General features: G+C 66.4%; 13 protein-coding genes and 1 pseudogene. 11 read left to right on the top strand and 3 right to left on the bottom strand.

Translation table 11 applies throughout. The features are described 5' to 3' along the window. The 6 genes and pseudogenes from FNQ90_RS01665 to FNQ90_RS01640 all read left to right on the top strand — a co-directional run. Positions 1–649 (top strand): annotated as a pseudogene (locus FNQ90_RS01665) (hypothetical protein); the annotation flags it as partial. A 241-nt stretch (positions 650–890) separates the two neighbouring features. Continuing rightward, on the top strand, positions 891–1,214 hold the full coding sequence (gene rplU / locus FNQ90_RS01660) for a 50S ribosomal protein L21 (RefSeq protein WP_143617775.1): 324 nt from the start codon (positions 891–893) through the stop codon (positions 1,212–1,214). Between the two features lie 14 nt (positions 1,215–1,228). Next, positions 1,229–1,486: a 50S ribosomal protein L27 gene (rpmA, locus tag FNQ90_RS01655; RefSeq protein ID WP_143617773.1), complete on the top strand. Its 258-nt coding sequence runs from the start codon at positions 1,229–1,231 to the stop codon at positions 1,484–1,486. Positions 1,487–1,628: 142 nt separating this feature from the next. Next, on the top strand, positions 1,629–3,071 hold the full coding sequence (gene obgE, locus FNQ90_RS01650; RefSeq protein WP_182604601.1) for a GTPase ObgE: 1,443 nt from the start codon (positions 1,629–1,631) through the stop codon (positions 3,069–3,071). Between the two features lie 298 nt (positions 3,072–3,369). Continuing rightward, complete coding sequence (locus FNQ90_RS01645) at positions 3,370–4,878, top strand: SDR family NAD(P)-dependent oxidoreductase (RefSeq protein ID WP_182604602.1); 1,509 nt, start codon at positions 3,370–3,372, stop codon at positions 4,876–4,878. Then, a complete protein-coding gene (locus FNQ90_RS01640; protein ID WP_182604600.1) occupies positions 4,875–6,956 on the top strand; it encodes a hypothetical protein in 2,082 nt (693 codons plus the stop codon). The genes FNQ90_RS01645 and FNQ90_RS01640 overlap by 4 nt, the downstream gene beginning before the upstream one ends. A gap of 166 nt (positions 6,957–7,122) precedes the next feature. On the opposite strand, the gene FNQ90_RS01635 is transcribed toward FNQ90_RS01640, so the two are convergent. The 3 genes from FNQ90_RS01635 to FNQ90_RS01625 all read right to left on the bottom strand — a co-directional run bounded on the left by FNQ90_RS01635 (position 7,123) and on the right by FNQ90_RS01625 (position 11,370). After that, positions 7,123–8,694 carry a glycosyltransferase family 2 protein gene (locus tag FNQ90_RS01635; protein ID WP_182604599.1) on the bottom strand — a complete coding sequence of 524 codons (1,572 nt, stop codon included), beginning with the start codon at positions 8,692–8,694 and terminating at the stop codon, positions 7,123–7,125. Between the two features lie 30 nt (positions 8,695–8,724). Then, on the bottom strand, positions 8,725–10,392 hold the full coding sequence (locus FNQ90_RS01630) for a glycosyltransferase family 2 protein (RefSeq protein WP_182604598.1): 1,668 nt from the start codon (positions 10,390–10,392) through the stop codon (positions 8,725–8,727). A gap of 66 nt (positions 10,393–10,458) precedes the next feature. Next, positions 10,459–11,370 carry a hypothetical protein gene (locus FNQ90_RS01625; RefSeq protein ID WP_182604597.1) on the bottom strand — a complete coding sequence of 304 codons (912 nt, stop codon included), beginning with the start codon at positions 11,368–11,370 and terminating at the stop codon, positions 10,459–10,461. Between the two features lie 150 nt (positions 11,371–11,520). Between FNQ90_RS01625 and FNQ90_RS01620 the strand changes: the two genes are divergently transcribed. The 5 genes from FNQ90_RS01620 to FNQ90_RS01600 all read left to right on the top strand — a co-directional run bounded on the left by FNQ90_RS01620 (position 11,521) and on the right by FNQ90_RS01600 (position 16,869). Then, the gene (locus tag FNQ90_RS01620; protein ID WP_182604596.1) at positions 11,521–12,189 is read left to right on the top strand and encodes a glycosyltransferase family protein; all 669 of its coding nucleotides are present in this window, start codon (positions 11,521–11,523) and stop codon (positions 12,187–12,189) included. A 494-nt stretch (positions 12,190–12,683) separates the two neighbouring features. Next, positions 12,684–13,718, top strand: coding sequence for a hypothetical protein (locus FNQ90_RS01615; RefSeq protein ID WP_182604595.1), 1,035 nt, complete (start codon positions 12,684–12,686; stop codon positions 13,716–13,718). Next, positions 13,696–15,255, top strand: a complete 1,560-nt coding sequence (locus FNQ90_RS01610; protein WP_182604594.1) for a DNRLRE domain-containing protein — start codon at positions 13,696–13,698, stop codon at positions 15,253–15,255. The genes FNQ90_RS01615 and FNQ90_RS01610 overlap by 23 nt, the downstream gene beginning before the upstream one ends. Before the next feature lie 9 nt (positions 15,256–15,264). Then, positions 15,265–16,062 carry a LamG-like jellyroll fold domain-containing protein gene (locus tag FNQ90_RS28335; protein WP_323379727.1) on the top strand — a complete coding sequence of 266 codons (798 nt, stop codon included), beginning with the start codon at positions 15,265–15,267 and terminating at the stop codon, positions 16,060–16,062. Next, a protein-coding gene (locus FNQ90_RS01600) for an IS5 family transposase (RefSeq protein WP_182604592.1) occupies positions 16,052–16,869 on the top strand; the annotation gives its coding sequence in 2 pieces (ribosomal slippage) (positions 16,052–16,400 and positions 16,400–16,869; 819 coding nt in all). The genes FNQ90_RS28335 and FNQ90_RS01600 overlap by 11 nt, the downstream gene beginning before the upstream one ends. Positions 16,870–17,100 lie beyond the last annotated feature (231 nt).

The raw sequence follows: 17,100 nt of genomic DNA, 5'->3' as shown, positions 1-17,100 counted from the left end.
GGTCGCGCCCGCCGCCGAGCCCGCAGCCCAGCCGCGTCGCCGCCGGTCGGCCCGTCGGGCCGCCGCGCCCGCCGGCTCCCCGACCGGTGAGGCGGAGGCCGCCGTCGTCGTGATCGAGGGCGACTCCGGTCCCGCCGCCGGGACGGAGCGGACCGCCGAGGCCGCCGAGGAGACGGCCCCGGAGGCCGCGCCGGAGAGCGAGCCGGCAGCCCCGGCCGCGCCGCCGCGCCGCCGCGCGGTGCGTCGCGCCTCGGCCCCCACCGGTTCGCCCACCGCGACCGACGGCGAGTCCGCCGTGGTCGTGGTGGAGGCGGGCACCGCCGAGCCGGAGAAGGCCGAGGGGGGTCCCGCCGGGGAGACCGGGGCCGACGCCGGGCCGGGGGCGGAGTCGGACGCCGGGGCCCCCGCGGCGAAGAAGGCCGGTAGCGGGAAGGCGGCGGCGAAGGCGACGGCCAAGAAGACCGCCGCGAAGAAGGCGACGGCCAAGAAGACCGCCGCGAAGAAGACCGCCGCGAAGAAGGCCACCGGTACCCGCAAGACCGCCGCGAAGAAGGCCACGACGAAGAAGACCGCCGCCAAGAAGAGCTCCGGCACCGCCGCGGCCGAGCACTCCGCCGGTGGCACGGTGACCGCCTCCACCGAGGAGTGAGCACGGTTCCGGGCCCGTCCCGTGGACGGGCCCGGAACCGGGAGACGATTTGACCGCCTCCTCGCGACCTCCGTATCCTTGACCGTCGGCGTGTCGAATTCGCACGCCACGCTCCCGAGCGACTTCCTCCCGGCCGGGCCGGGAGAGGACGGGATCCCCCCGACGGCACGGCGCGTCACGCGCCGTCTCCGCGGGCCCGTCTGGCATCGAGGGCTCCGTATCGAACGAGAGAGAGTTCCGCGTGTACGCGATCGTGCGCACCGGTGGCCGCCAGCAGAAGGTGGCTGTCGGCGACATCATCGAGGTTGACCGCATCTCCACCGGCAAGGTCGGCGACACCGTCGAGCTCTCCACCCTGCTGGTGGTCGACGGCGAGACCGTCACCAGCGACCCGTGGGTCCTGGCCGGTGTCAAGGTCCAGGCCGAGGTCGTCGAGCACCACAAGGGCGAGAAGATCCGGATCCAGAAGTACAAGAACAAGACGGGTTACCGTCGGCGGATGGGTCACCGTCAGCTGAACACCCGGCTGAAGGTCACCGAGATCCCCGCCCCGGCCGCGAAGTAAGGGACTGAGCGAAGATGGCACACAAGAAGGGCGCGTCGTCCACCCGGAACGGCCGCGACTCCAACCCGCAGTACCTCGGCGTCAAGCGCTTCGGCGGCCAGACCGTCAACGCCGGCGAGATCATCATCCGTCAGCGCGGCACGCACTTCCACCCCGGCGCGGGCGTGGGGCGCGGCGGCGACGACACCCTGTTCGCCCTGCAGGCCGGTGTGGTCGAGTTCGGTCGTCACCGTGACCGCAAGGTCGTCAAGATCGTTCCGGTCGCCGCCTGAGAGCACGCCCCCGCGGCCTGCTCGTCCGGCACCGGACGACCGAACCCCACCGAGGGCGGATGCGCGAGCGCATCCGCCCTCGGCGTGTTACCCGTGTTGGTGAGAGAACCGTGAACCACCCCCGCACACCGGAGGCAACCCCATGACCACCTTCGTCGACCGCGTCGAACTGCACGTCGCCGCGGGCAACGGGGGGCACGGCTGCGCCTCCGTGCACCGCGAGAAGTTCAAGCCCCTCGGCGGCCCCGACGGCGGCAACGGCGGACGCGGCGGGGACGTGATCCTCACCGTCGACCGCGATGTCACCACACTGCTGGAGTACCACCACCGGCCGCACCGCCGGGCCACCAACGGCAAGCCCGGAGAGGGCGACAACCGCACCGGCAAGGACGGCACGGACCTCGTGCTCCCCGTCCCCGACGGCACCGTCGTACTGGACGGGAAGGGCGAGGTCGTCGCCGACCTGGTGGGGGAGGGCACCTCCTTCGTCGCCGCGCGCGGCGGCCGCGGCGGACTGGGCAACGCGGCCCTGGCCTCCCCCCGGCGCAAGGCCCCCGGCTTCGCACTGCTCGGCGAGCCCGGCGAGGACCGGGACATCGTCCTGGAGCTGAAGACCGTCGCGGACGTGGCGCTCGTCGGCTACCCCAGCGCCGGCAAGTCCTCGCTGATCTCGGTGCTCTCCGCCGCCAAGCCCAAGATCGCCGACTACCCCTTCACCACGCTGGTGCCCAACCTGGGCGTCGTCACCGCGGGGGACACCGTCTACACCATCGCCGACGTGCCGGGCCTGATCCCCGGCGCCAGCGAGGGGCGCGGCCTGGGCCTGGAGTTCCTGCGCCACGTCGAGCGCTGCTCGGTGCTGGTGCACGTGCTGGACTGCGCGACGCTGGAGAGCGACCGCGACCCGCTCAGCGACCTGGACGTCATCGAGGCCGAACTCGACGCCTACGGCGGCCTGCGCGACCGGCCCCGGCTCGTCGCCCTCAACAAGACCGACATCCCCGACGGCCAGGACCTCGCCGACATCATCCGTCCCGAACTGGAGGCGCGGGGCCTGCGGGTTCTCGACGTCTCGGCGGTCTCCCGCAAGGGTCTGCGCGAACTCTCCTACGCGCTGGCCGAACTGGTCGCCGCCGCCCGCGCGGCACGGCCGAAGGAGGAGGCCACCCGCGTCGTCATCCGCCCCGGAGCGGTGGACGACAGCGGCTTCACCGTCACGCCCGAGGGCGAGGGGCTGTTCCGGGTGCGCGGCGAGAAGCCCGAGCGCTGGGTGCGGCAGACGGACTTCACCAACGACGAGGCCGTCGGCTACCTGGCGGATCGGCTCAACCGCCTGGGGGTGGAGAACGAACTGGTGCGGCTGGGCGCCCGGGAGGGCGACGGCGTGGCGATCGGCGAGGAGGAGAACGCGGTCGTCTTCGACTGGGAGCCCTCGGTCACCGCCGGCGCCGAGATGCTCGGGCGCCGTGGCGAGGATCACCGCCTCGACCCGATCCGGCCCGCCGCCCAGCGCCGGCGCGATCGGGAGGCGGAGCGCGAGGAGTCCATCCGCCGGGAGTACGAGGACTTCGACCCCTTCTCCTGAGCCCTTCGGCCGGCCCCGCCGTCCCGGGGCCGGCCCTTCACCCCAAAACATCATCATTTCACCGGAGTTCGACCTTTTTCCGTCGTTCGCTCCGGTTCGCGCGGCGCGTGCCCGTCGGAGAATCAACCCGATGGACACGCGCCGTTCATTCGCGCGCGTCACAACCGCGTAACAGTCCACAACGGTTCATCTCACGTATGAGTCACCTTTCCGTGAGGGTTACCCTTCTGTTTGCGTGCACTCCTCTGCGTGCATACGGCGTATCCATAAGAACGGACCGGCGGGAGCGGTTTTGTCCATCCACAGCACGGGGACACGCCCCCGGACCACCGCGGTGGTCCTGGCGGGCGGCACGGGTCAGCGAGTCGGCCTGTCCATACCGAAGCAGCTCATCAAGATCGCCGGCCGGGCCGTGATCGAGCACACTCTCGCGGTCTTCGAGGAGGCCGAGGGCATCGACGACATCCTCGTCCTCATGGCCCCGGGATACGTCTCCGACGTGGAGAAGATCGTCGCGAAGGCCGGGTTCACCAAGGTGACCCGGGTCATCGAGGGCGGCTCCACCCGCAACGAGACCACCGAGCGCGCCATCGCCGCCCTCGGCGAGGGCCTGGCCGAGGGGGAGGACCGCAACGTCCTGTTCCACGACGCCGTGCGGCCCCTGCTCTCCCAGCGCGTGATAGCCGACTGCGTCACCGCCCTGGACCGCTACAGCGCCATCGACGTGGCCATCCCCTCCGCCGACACCATCATCGTCACCCGCCGACACGGCGAGGACGGCGAGTTCATCACCGACGTCCCCGACCGCTCCCGCCTGCGCCGCGGCCAGACCCCGCAGGCCTTCAAGCTCTCCACCATCCGCCGCGCCTACGAGCTGGCCGCCGGCGACCCCAACTTCGCCGCCACCGACGACTGCACCGTGGTCCTGAAGTACCTGCCCGACGTCCCGATCCACGTGGTCATGGGCGACGAGTGGAACATGAAGGTCACCCAGCCCGTCGACGTCTACATCGCCGACAAGCTCTTCCAACTGGCCTCCACCGCAGCCCCCTCCCCGGCCGACGAGGCCGCCTACCGCGAGGCGCTCACCGGCCGCACCGTCGTCGTCTTCGGCGGCTCCTACGGCATCGGCAAGGACATCGCCGAACTCGCCGGGAGGTACGGCGCCACCGTCCACGCCCTGGGCCGCTCCACCACCGGCACCCACGTCGAGAACCCGCAGGACATCGACGACGCCCTCTCCCGCGCATACGCCGACACCGGCCGCATCGACTACGTCGTCAACACCGCGGGGGTCCTGCGGATCGGCAAGCTCGCCGAGACCGACAACGCCACCATCGAGGAGGCGATGAAGGTCAACTACCTGGCACCGGTGCACATAGCCCGGGCCGCCCACAAGTACCTCGCCGAGACGGGCGGCCAGCTCCTCCTCTACACCTCCAGCAGCTACACCCGGGGCCGCGCGGAGTACAGCCTCTACTCCTCGACCAAGGCCGCCATGGTCAACCTCACCCAGGCGCTGGCCGACGAATGGGCCGCCGACGGGATCCGGGTCAACTGCGTCAATCCCGAACGCACCGCCACACCCATGCGCACCAAGGCTTTCGGGCAGGAACCACCGAATACCCTTCTTTCCTCGGAAGCGGTGGCCCACACCTCCCTGGACGTCCTGCTCTCCGACCTCACCGGCCACGTGATCGACGTCCGCCGCCAGGACCCCACCGCCGGGGCCGGCGCCGCCGGGACCTTCGAGCACGCCCTCGCCGCCGCTCTGGACGCCGGTGCCGCCGCGGAGGACCTCGCATGAACGCCATGCTCCAGCGCCTCCTCGGCACCACCACCGCCGGTGAGAGCGTGACGGCCACCCTCCTCTTCCTCTCCTACCCGGGCATGCTTCTCGGCGCGCTGCTCGGCAACCTGCCGCTCTTCGTCGGCGCGGCCGCCATCTCCCTGCTGACCGACCACCTCCTGCACCGTGGTCGGGTACCGCTGATCGGGCGGCTGGCCCGGGCCCGCGCGGGCCTGACGATCCGCTTCCTGCTCCGCGAACTCCTCCTGCTCCTGCTCCTGGTCCGCGCGGACCTCGCGGAGCCGGCCCTGCTGACCGTCGCAGTCGCCGGGTTCGTTCTCTTCCACGCCTTCCAGGCTCCTCACACCGGCCTGGTCATGATGCTGCGCCGGCGCCGTCGACTTCCCGTCGCCACCCGCAACATCGACCTCTCCACGCTTCCGGTACCCGATGGCGCGCCGCGCGCTCTCACCCACCGGGCAACGGAGAAGATGCTCCACCTGGAGCTGCCGCTCTTCGCGGGACTGCTGACCGCCGCGATCACCGGAACGGTCGGACACGCGTTGATCGGCGCCGTCGTCACGGCCGCCGCCGCGCTCCTCTACCTGCTGGCCCTCCTGCCGTACCTGCGGGCCAAGAAGCTTCCCCCGTCCCCCGAGAGCACCCTCGAGTGGTTCGACGGCTGGTTGCGCACTCACCAGCCGACGGTGGCCCTGTACTTCTCCGGGTCCCAGGACAGTGCTTATCAGGTCAACATGTGGCTCGACACCGCCGAGCGCCTCGACGCGAAGGCCGTCGTCATCCTGCGCGAGCGCAACATCCTGCCCCAGCTGTCCACCACCACGCTGCCGGTGCTGTGTGTGCCCAGCGCGGTGGACCTGATGAACCTGGATCTGTCCATGCTGCGGGTCGGCCTCTACCCGGCCAACGTGGGCAAGAACCTGCATCTGCTGCGGGTACCGACCATGAAGCACGTCTTCATCGGTCACGGTGACAGCGACAAGATCGCCAGCATCAACCCCTACACCAAGGCCTACGATGAGGTGTGGACCGCCGGCCGGGCCGGCCGGGACCGCTACGCGCTGGCCGACGTCGGTGTGCGCGACGAGGACATCGTCGAGGTGGGGCGACCCCAGTTGGCACCCATCCGTCCCGCCGGAGAGCCCGTCGAGGGGCGCATCCCCACCATCCTGTACGCCCCCACCTGGGAGGGGTGGACGGACGACCCCGGCAACACCTCGTTGATCCTCGCCGGCGAGAACATCGTCCGTCGCCTCGTGGAGGCTCCCGTTCCGGTCCGTGTGCTCTACAAGCCGCATCCCTTCACCGGTATGCGCAGCCCTGCCGCCCGGGCCGCCGATCAGCGGGTCCGCGCACTGATCGAGAAGGCCGCCGCCGATCGCGCGGCGGACCCGCGCTGGGCGGCCGAGGCCCGGCGCACCGCCGCCGACCGCGCCCGTGCCGCACAGGTGTTGCGGGAGATCGACAAGCGACGGGCGGCGGAGACGGAATCCGACGAGTTGGGGAGCTGGGACGACGCTTCCGTCTCCCGCGACGCCCTCACGCCACCGAGCCGGGCCGGCGAGGAGGCGGCCCTGCGGACGGAGTGGAACGAGGCGTTCTGGCGTTCCTTCGGTTGGTGGGAGCACCGGGTCATCACCGGTCCTGCCCCACTGTTGTTCGATTGCTTCAACGAGAGCGCCGCGCTCGTCTCGGACATCTCCAGCGTGGTCTCCGACTTCGTCGCCAGCGGTAAGCCCTACGCCGTCACCGATTCCGCAGGGCTGGGAGCGGAGGAATTCCGGCGGCAGAACACCGCCGTTCGGGCCGCCATCATCCTCGACAACACGGCTGAGGGCCTCACCGAGTTGCTGGCCGCCGTGCACGACCCGTCCGCCGACCCTCTGGCGGAGGAGCGGGTGGAGCTCAAGGAGTACCTGCTGGGCCCCGATCGCCCCACCTCCCCGGAGCGTTTCCAGGCGGCGATCGACGACCTGTCGGCCAGGGCAGAGGCCCGGAACAGTGGAGTGATCCGGATCCCCGCCCAGGCGGTTCCGCCGAGCACCGCTCCCGGCGTGGGCGCCGGCACCCCGTGATCACCTCCTCCCCGAGGCCCTCCCGCTTGCTCGAAGAGCTTTCGTACAGCGATCGGGGAGCCGGAGAGGTACCAGACCCGGTCGGGTGAGCGGCGGTGCTCCGACGCTGTCGCCAACGGTGGGGCTCCCTCCCCATGGGGAGGGAGCCCCACCGTTGGCTTCTCCTTCAGAGGGAAAGCCTCCGACGCACACCCTGAAGGGGACGCACTCTGTCCACCCGCACCCTTGGCTTCCCGTTTCGGTGTTGGATCACGGCGTACCGAGGAACTCCGTAATGCCACCACTTCAAAGGTTCCGAGCCGGGTGCCCTCTTCACGGGAACTGATTTCATGCCGGTTCCCGCGATTCTTATCGAGAAACTCCAGACACCGGACCGGGAAAGGGGGAATCTTCCCACGAATGAACTGCTCGTTCCTTCACGACCCGGTGTAGCGACATCCTCGATCGGCACGGCAATCTCGACTCCGTCATCGGACTCGGCAACAAGTTCCAAGTCGACGTACGGTGCCTTTTTCCGTTTCCCTCGAACCAGGAGGGTGCCTCGTTCATCGAGGCACCACTCGATGGTGAGGGATTCCGCATCGAACCAGGTTCCGGCTGTGACCTCCCGGGTGATGTCGTACACATCGTCGGGAATTCCAAGAGAGGCATCACGGAAGAACGGATAGTGGGCGAAAATCTTTCCCTGCCGCACGCTCACCTCCGAGGGGAGCATCTTCATCCCGGATCCAGGGCGTTTCCCACCCAGCTTGCCCGGATCCTCCTCCATGTATCGCAGGACCGCGAGGGATTCCTCGAAGCGTCCTTCTCGGACAAGATGGTGTTGCAGTCGTACGATGGCAGAAAGGCTGCACACCGCACCGGCGGTATCCCACTGGGAAATTACTGCGTGCAGTTCATCGAAAAGGGCTCGTGAAACGCCCTCATTCGGTTCACGGAGGAGCCATCCGAGTGCTCGTGTCAATTCGAACTGAATATGTCGCGCGAAGAGATGGTCGCGCCGCGATCCTTCTTTCACCAGTTCTCCCGCAAGGGGGAGCATTCGGGAGAGAATGATTACCCGGGGAGCTGCTCCTCCCGTCACAACTGTGGTATTGCCTCCGTCGTCCCTGGTGACCCAGTACACGCAGTCATAGGAGGAGAGAATCGAGATGCCGGCGGCATGGATCATCGCCGGACCGACGAGCAGTTGATCCTCACCTGTCTTCATGTCGGTGGGGAATCTCAGGTTGTGTTGTTCGATCAGTTCCCGACGGAAGAGTTTCATCGGGTTGAGGGTCCAGTAGGCCCGGGAGGAGAATACGTCGGTTTTCGGTTGGTCTTGTCGGAACATGGATTTGGGGGCCCCGCGGCCGCCGACGCCGACCATTTTTCCGAGAACGACGTCGGTGTTGTTCTCGTCGGCCATGGTGACCATGCGGTCCAGTGCCTCGGGCCCCAGGTAGTCATCGGCGTCGAGGAAGAAGACGTAACGGCCGGTGGCCAGGGAGAGACCGACGTTCCGGGGTTTTGCCGGTCCTCCGGAGTTTTCCTGGTGGATTACCCTCACGGTGGAGGGGTGGGCCTTGGCGAACCTGTCGAGTTCGTCACCGGTGTCGTCGGTGGATCCGTCGTTCACAGCGATCAACTCGATCCGATCGGAGCCGATCGTCTGATCGAGAACCGATTGAACGGATCGGGTGAGGTACGGCATGGCGTTGTAAGCGCCTATGATCACACTGACATCGGGAGTTGCCATTTAGTGGGACTCCAGGAGTAAGAGAAAAAGTCACGGAGCGTGCGGGGTGCGACCCATGCCGATCCTCCGTGCGACTGCTTTTATCGGGCTCACATTCCCAACTCTGATAATGAGCGAGGATGTGGATACCCGGAATTTTGCATATCGCAGGCGGCCGCGCTCGTGCCATCGAGTCGGCGAAGGAGTGAAAGCAGTTTTGACCGGGATTTCCGTAAAATGCTTCACTGTCTCGTGGCGAAGTGCCAACTTCCATTCGCCCGTTTCTCTCAGGCGAAGCAGGGCGGACAGGGAGCGGCCATCCTCCCCTGTGTGTCCCACTGCTTCGAAGACGGCACCATCGGCGGATGTCGCCCGTAGCCGCAGAGGACCCGGGGGCAGTCCCACGGGCAGGGACGCACGGATGAGCAGTGCTCCGCCCCGACTGACGGAGGCTTCGGTGAACACCGTGCCCCGAAGATCGGGGGGTGTGCAGGGATTGGGTATTCGAGGAGACGGCACAACAGATGCCGATCCAGTGATTCCCACCTCGGTTCCCTTGACGATCATGGCGGTGGCCCGGGGAGCCCGTGGCAGTTCCCGAGTGACCTCGAAAAGATCGTCGGGGAGCGAAGAGTCCTCACGGAAACCCGGATACTCCCCGTAAAATTTTTCCTTCTCGACAAGCACACGGTTCGGCAGGGTGCTCAACCAGCCACTTTCCCGGGACCTTCCGATGCGGTCCAGATGCTCGTCCAACCACTCCTGGAAGGTGAGCAGGCTCTCGTAGCGCCCCACTCGAAGAAGGTGTTCACGGACGCGCACCGCTGCCGGTACCCGGGACATCAATGAGGAGCTGTGCCACGTGGAGACGATCTCACGGAGTTGATCCAGGTAACGTGCGCGGGCTTCGATGTCCGGCTCCATCCGGATATGGAGAAGCGCATGATGGAATTCCTGGGTCATGTGGCGGTCCATCAGGTGGTCCCGCCGTTCGCCCGGTGGAACCGCTTCGCCCACGAGAGGCAGCATGGTGGCCATGATCCGCACACGGTGCGCGGCCCCACCGGTGGAGACGGTGTTGTTTCCCCCGTCGTCCCTGGTGACCCAGTACACGCAGTCGTACGAAGAGAGAATGGAGATGCCGGAGGCGTGCAGATACGCTCCGGCGGTGAACACCTGATCCTGCCCCAAGCGGAGTTCCGGAGGGAATCTCAGGTTGTGTTGTTCGATCAGTTCCCGACGGAAGAGTTTCATCGGGTTGAGGGTCCAGTAGGCCCGGGAGGAGAATACGTCGGTTTTCGGTTGGTCTTGTCGGAACATGGATTTGGGGGCCCCGCGGCCGCCGACGCCGACCATTTTTCCGAGAACGACGTCGGTGTTGTTCTCGTCGGCCATGGTGACCATGCGGTCCAGTGCCTCGGGCCCCAGGTAGTCATCGGCGTCGAGGAAGAAGACGTAACGGCCGGTGGCCAGGGAGAGACCGACGTTCCGGGGTTTTGCCGGTCCTCCGGAGTTTTCCTGGTGGATTACCCTCACGGTGGAGGGGTGGGCCTTGGCGAACCTGTCGAGTTCGTCACCGGTGTCGTCGGTGGATCCGTCGTTCACAGCGATCAACTCGATCCGATCGGAGCCGATCGTCTGATCGAGAACCGATTGAACGGATCGGATGAGGTACGGCATGGCGTTGTAAGCGCCTATGATCACACTGACATCGGTCATTCGATTGTCCTTCGAGATACGCACATTCCGAGATTCCAGTCACCGAATCGGGTCGTTGTGCGATTCTCAGTTTCCGAGTCGACGACGAAGGCCCTGGATCACATCGACTTTGGCCACCCGAACCCCCATCACGCCCTTCTTCGCGGGCAAGGGCCGGGCGTACCAGGGAGTCAAGCCCTTGCGCCAGCGGCGAGCGATAAGGGAAGGGGCAGGGGGCAGGTGGACTTCCTCCGCATCCTCGCCCTGTCGGACTCGAAGAGCGATCTTCCACTCACCTGCGGTTTCGAGGGGGAGGATGAAGGAAGGCTTCTCTTCCGCGGAGTCCCGGTAAGGAGAAGCGATGATGTATTCGCCGTTGCCGTCTTCGGCACGGAAAGAGATGGAGGAGGGCTCCAGGCCGGGGGGAAGCTTCTCGATGGAGATCCGCAGGCAGGCGTCCCGGTCCGGCAGCCATGAGACGCCGACGTGTCGACGGAGGACTTCGGTTGGGAAGACATGTCCTCCCACGTCCAGGCAGAACCCCTTGCCCCGGGCGATGTAACCCACCACCGGGCCGGCGGACTCGCCTTTCCCGATGACATGGACCAAGCGCTCCTTCCGCACCTTTTCGGTGCACTCCACGCCCAGCCGTACGGTTTCGCGAATCTCACCCACCGTCACACGGAGCCACAACTCCCATATTCCGGAGGGCAGCGGAGTGCCGTCGGCCAACTCTCCGGGAACGATCTCCAGATCGAAACCGGAGTCGGGAAGTGAGGCGCCCTCCTCGTCCACCAGGTCGGGGGTCCGGGTGCGGCTTGCCGCGAAGACGTATTCGCGGTCCGTACCCGACACGCTGCGAAGCACTGCTTCGAAACCCACTTGCTCATTGGAGCGACCGGAGAGGTAAGCATGCCCACTGATCATCATTCCGTGTCGCGTCAGGCGAGCTCCGGAAATTTCACTACTAACAGTGACGACCTCATTGCTGACCGTCATGAAAGGTGTCTCCCTGGCGAAGTCTCGGTGACACCCACGTGCCCCCGGCGTAGACAATACGTCTGATCGCACCTCGTGTGTGCGAGAGGGGTCGTTACCCTGACCGAACATCGCGAGTGCATGGAGCACCGGTGAGTGAGAAGGAAGACAATGGCGGACAGCGAGCTGGCGACCTGGAACTGGCGCTCCGAGACGAGTGGCAAGACGAACTTCGGTGATGAGCTCGGCCCTCTCATCCTGGAGCGTTTGGGGCATCGGGTGCGGACGGTGGCTCTGGAGGACGCGGAGATCGTCACCGTTGGTTCCGTCCTGCGGGTGGTGTGCGAAAAGGGCCGTGATGGGCTGATCGTCTGGGGTACCGGGCTCACCCGTGACAGTCGGCTTCCGCGGCGCGATTTTCGGGTGCACGCGGTTCGCGGACGGCGCTCCGCAGCCGCGCTCGGCCTGGGTGATGTCACGCTCGGGGATCCGGGCATGCTGGTGTCCCATCTCTGGAAGCGGCCACCGATCAAGTACCGAGTGGGTGTCGTGCCCCACTATCTCGACCACCGTGGTTTCAGCTGGGCTGACAAGGTGATTGATGTCTCCCGGCCGGTTGACGAGGTTCTCGAGGAGATCGGCTCCTGCGCCACCATCGCGACCTCTTCCCTCCACGGCATGATCGTTGCCCAGTCCTGGGAGATCCCTGTGTGTCGCATCCCACACGGCAAGGTGCCCGGAGGGGACTTCAAATGGGCGGACCACATCACCAGTCTTGACCGGCCGGTGGCCCGGGTTCAGTCGGATCTTCTGGATGCCCTGGACAAGGCGCTGGCCTGACCCTTCTCCCCGGAGGGGTGCGGAGAGTCGATCACTCCGCACCCCCTCCGGGGCCTCATCGCCGCATCCGGACCCGGAACACGCCATGAAGGCGGTATCCGGACGCGACTCCTCGGTGTGGTCGGTGGGTGAGCCGTGATCTCGGGTCCGGAGGGTGATGAGCCGCGAGCGTGAGGCTCGACAGATCGATGCATCCTTCTCTTCCGCCTCCTGGTCGACGTTGGGGGGAATTTCCCCGGCTTGGCGTACGAGAGGGTGATGGTTGCCCCGGCTCCCGCTTCAAGCGGCCCGCCCCTCATCGGCTCCGGTCGATGACTGTGACCCGTCACACATTTCACCTTGAGTGTGAATGATCTTCATGCGCGAAGTGTCCGTTTTCACCTGATGGACAGTTCTCGACTGGCGGACGTATGTTCGTCCGCTTCATGTGAAGGTGTGCGTTCGATCACCATGAGTGATGAGGCGGGGGCGCGGCGCCCGGGAAGTTCTACGGAGTGGCAGCGCGGCAAGGATTGGTCGCGCTCCTGGCCATGACGATGGTCTCGGCCATGGGCACCCCTGCCCGCGCCTCCGATGACCGGAGCCACATCGCCCCCCTCGCCTCGAAGGGCCTCTCGGACCCCGAGGAAGAACGCTCTCGGGAGAGCGAGCTGGCCATCCGGACCGGAGAACCCGTGGAGGTGCTCTCTCGACGGGGGGAGACCCGCGAGCTCTTCGCCCTGCCCGATGGCACCTTTGAGGCACGTGAATACGTCGCCCCCGTGTGGACCCGGCGAGATGGGGAGTGGGTCGGAGTTGACCTGACACTGACCACTGGTGAGAAGGGCCTCGTTCCCACGGCCTCCACCGTCGACCTGACCTTCTCCGCCTGGGGAGACCATGATCTGGTCGCACTGGTGAGAGGTGGAGGGAAGCTGGCTCTCACCTGGCCGGAACCTCTTCCCGCTCCCGTGCTGGAGGGTCTCCGGGCCACCTACCCGGACGTTCTGCCCGATGTCGATCTTCGTATGGAAGCGGTGGACGACGGCTTCCTCTCCCTCTTCGTCGTGCACACCCCTGAAGCGGCAGCCAATCCGGCCCTGGACGAGCTGCGGCAGGGCCTCGATGTCCAGGTCAGCGAGGACGGTGGGCTGGAAGCCGTGGACACCGGCACGGGGGGAACGGTGTTCCGCGCGCCCACGCCGCTCATGTGGGATTCCAGCCTGGCGGGGGAGGACAACGCGGACGGTCCCCCGACGGCGTTCTCCCGCTCGGTGGATCCGACACCGGGATCCGACTCGGCAGCGGACCCGCTCGGTGAACCGGCTCCCGGCGATTCCGCCAACCTGACCACCCTTGACATCCTGGTGGATGAGGGAGACGAGGAACTCGTCCTTCTTCCCGATGCGGAAGTGTTGCGGGGGGGAGGGGACGAGGTATCCGGTGTTCATCGATCCGCAGTGGCATTCCCCCCGGGCATCGGCGTGGACGATGGTGTCGCGGTACTGGGCGGGGACGCCGCAGTGGATGTTCAACGGGCGCTCCGATGAGGGTCTGGGGTACTGCGTGGGGTGGGCGGGGTGCAACCCCAACGAGGTGAAGCGGTTGTTCTACCGGATCGACACCTCGCGGTTCGCGGGTACGCGGGTGATGAGCGCGGAGTTCGTGGTGCGCAACACGCACTCGGCGCAGTGCACGGATCATCCGGTGGAGTTGTGGCGCACGAAGGCGATCGGTGCCTCGACGACGTGGAACACGCAGTCCGCGTCGGGGTTCTGGGTGGAGCGGTTGCGCACGGAGTCCTTCCACTACGGCGGGGGGCAGTCGGGGTGCCGGCCGGCCGGGGACGCGGAGTTCGACGTACGGGCGGCGATCCAGCGGGCGGCGGACGCGAAGACCTCGACGTTGACGTTCGGGTTGCGGGCGTCGAACGAGACGAGCAACCTGCACTGGAAGCGGTTCTCCAAGGACGCGCATCTGCGGGTGCGGTACAACCGGCCGCCGCGGCAGATCGCGATGTCGCAGCTGACCATGGAGTACGGGGGGACGTGCAAGTCCTCGGCCTCGGCGCCGCACGTGCGCACGATGGGGAAGATCCATGCCAACAACGTGACCGATCCCGACGGGGACACGGTGCGGGTGCAGTTCCAGGTCCGCAACGGTTCCACGGTGGTGTGGGACTCGGGGCTGACCACGGCCAAGAAGTCGGGTTCGGCGTTCAACGTCACCCTGCCGACGAGTCTGCCGAAGAACACGGTGTTGAACTGGCAGGCGCGGGCGTATGACGGGGCGCACTACGGGCCGTGGTCGGCGGCGGGTACGCCCACGGCGTGTTACTTCGTGTACAACACCATGATTCCCGCGGCGCCGGCGATCGACTCGGGGCATTATCCGGAGTCCGATCCCTCGGATCCGGAGGATCCGTGGTGGGACGGGGTGGGGCAGTACGGGGACTTCACCCTGGCCTCCTCGGACGGGGATGTGAACCGTTTCCGGTACGGGATCAACACCGACCCGCTGCCGGGTAACCAGATCGCCACCACCAACGGCGCGGCCCGGTTGGTGAAGGTGCTTCCGGAGAAGCCGGGGCTGCACTTCATCACCGCCCAGGCCATCGACCGGGCCGGCAACGCCTCGGAGGTCCGCACCTACCAGTACCGCGTCGCCTCCGGACAGCCGGAACGCGCTGTATGGGAGCTGGACGATGGCCCCGGCGTCGGTGAGGCCGTCGGGTCCGCACCCCTTCGTCCCGCATCACTGCACGGCGGGGCCACACCCGGAGTTGTTGGGAAGAACGGAACGGGACTGCACCTCAATGGGACGGATGCCCATCTGACCACGGATTTCTCCATGGTGGATGCCAGACGAGGCCACAGCGTCTCCGCCTGGGTCAAGCTGGACCGGCTCCCCGATGAGGCGGCAATCATCATCAGTCAGCGGGGGAGTCAGCGACCGGACCTCGGGCTCTACTACTCCGCCGGCCTCAACCGATGGGTTTTCAACCACCGCACCACCGATGACGCGGGAACCACACGCATCATTCGTGCCATGGCTCCGCAACCCGGAGGTGTGGAGCCCGGTGTATGAACCCATCTCATCGGCTCCTACGACGGAACCGAGCGGAAACTTCGCCTTTTTGTCAACGGTGAGCTCGTCGGTGAGACCCCCCACACGATGCAATGGACGGGACGCCACGGAATCCAGATCGGGGCAGGTGCGTATTCCGGCGAAGTGATGAGCTACTTCCCCGGTGTCATCGACGATGTCGCGGTCTTCGAAAAGAGGATGTGGGGTGGTTCCCACGTGAAGGCTCTCTTCGAAGAGTGGGTGGCGGCCGTCCCCGGGCGTCCCGCCATCGCGCACTACGAGTTTTCCGAAACAATGGGCTCCGAGATGGTTCACAGTCGAGCACATGTTCGATCCGCCTCCCTGGTGGGGGGCGTCGAAGCAGGTGTTCCGGGGACTTCCGGTTCAGCGGTTCGCCTCAACGGGGAAGACGCGTACCTCCGAGTCGCCGCGGCCCACATCAACACCCACCGGAGTTATACCGTCTCGGTCTGGGCGAAGGTCGATCCCGGAAACCACTCCGAGGAGAAGGTGGTGGTGGCCCAACAGGGGATTGAACGTCCTGGTTTCACGCTCTACTACTCCGGGGCGAGTAAACGGTGGGTCTTCGGCACCTATGAATCGGATAGGGCGGACGCTTCTCTTGTGTGGGTCGGTCAGGAGCCCGGAGCGGCCATTCAAGGGGAATGGACGCCCCTCGTCGGTGTCCATGATGTGGTGGCCAACACTCTTTCCCTCTACGTGAACGGAAAACTCGTCAATTCAATACCTTGGGATAAGAGCGTGTCCTATGTGGAGTGTGGCTCGTTGAGTGGGCATGGGGAGTAGTTGTTGGGGTTGGATCGTTCCGGATGGTTTGTGGGAGCTCGTGGAGCCGTTTTTGCCGCCCGAGCGGGTACGGCCGCAGGGCGGGGGGACGCGGAACACCCCTGATGGAGCGGTGTTCGCCGCGATCGTGTACGTCCTCACCAGTGGGTGTGCGTGGCGGCATCTGCCGCCGTGTTTCGGGATCTCCAAGTCCACCGCGCACCGCCGGTTCCTGATCTGGTCCAGGGCCGGGGTGTGGGCGCGGTTGCACCGGGCGGTGCTCGATCAATTGGCGGCCGCGGATCTTCTCGACCTGTCCCGGGTGTTGATCGACACCGCCCACCTGCGGGCTAAAAAAGGGGCGAACACACAGGTCCGAGCCCCGTGGACCGGGGCAGGGCGGGTTCCAAGATGCATGTCCTGTCCGATGCGAACGGCCTGCCCCTCGTGGTCGCCGTCTCAAGTGGCAACACCCACGACAGCCAGGGTCTGAAGCCGCTGTTGGCCGGTCTCCAATCGAGACACGACCCCGAACGCGGCCGGTACTACCGACCGGGACGGATCCACGCGGACAAGGCCTACGACATCCCCGACCTGCGACGATGGATGCGCGGCAAACGCCTGGCCGTCCGTATCGCGCGCAAGGGCGTGGAGAGTTCCCAACGACTCGGACGACAACGCTGGAAGATCGAAAGGACCATCGCCTGGCTGGTCGGTTACCGCCGGCTGTCCCCGCGTTACGAGCGGCATTCCCGCAACTACCTGGCCTTCCTAGGCCTGGCCGCCGCCCTCGTCTGCTACAAACGCCTACACCGACTCACCACATAGGACACGCTCTAAAGGTAAATGAATTTTCCTACTTGTGGGGGATATGCTCCAGGCCAGGCTCAGGATCATGTGAATGTAGGTCACTTTCGGTAGTGAGGACCACTTTCTGCAGTATCTGCTGACGGGGTGGCCCTACCGCTTCCCTTCCCGTTCCTTGGGTGCGGGTGTGAAGGGCGGGGCATACGGTGGGAAGGAGCGGAGAGTGTCGGGAAGGGGTGAGTGAGGTGGGGC

Source organism: Streptomyces alkaliphilus (assembly GCF_014141535.1).
GTDB lineage: Bacteria > Actinomycetota > Actinomycetes > Streptomycetales > Streptomycetaceae > Streptomyces > Streptomyces alkaliphilus.
This window is presented reverse-complemented; position numbering and strand designations above follow the sequence as displayed.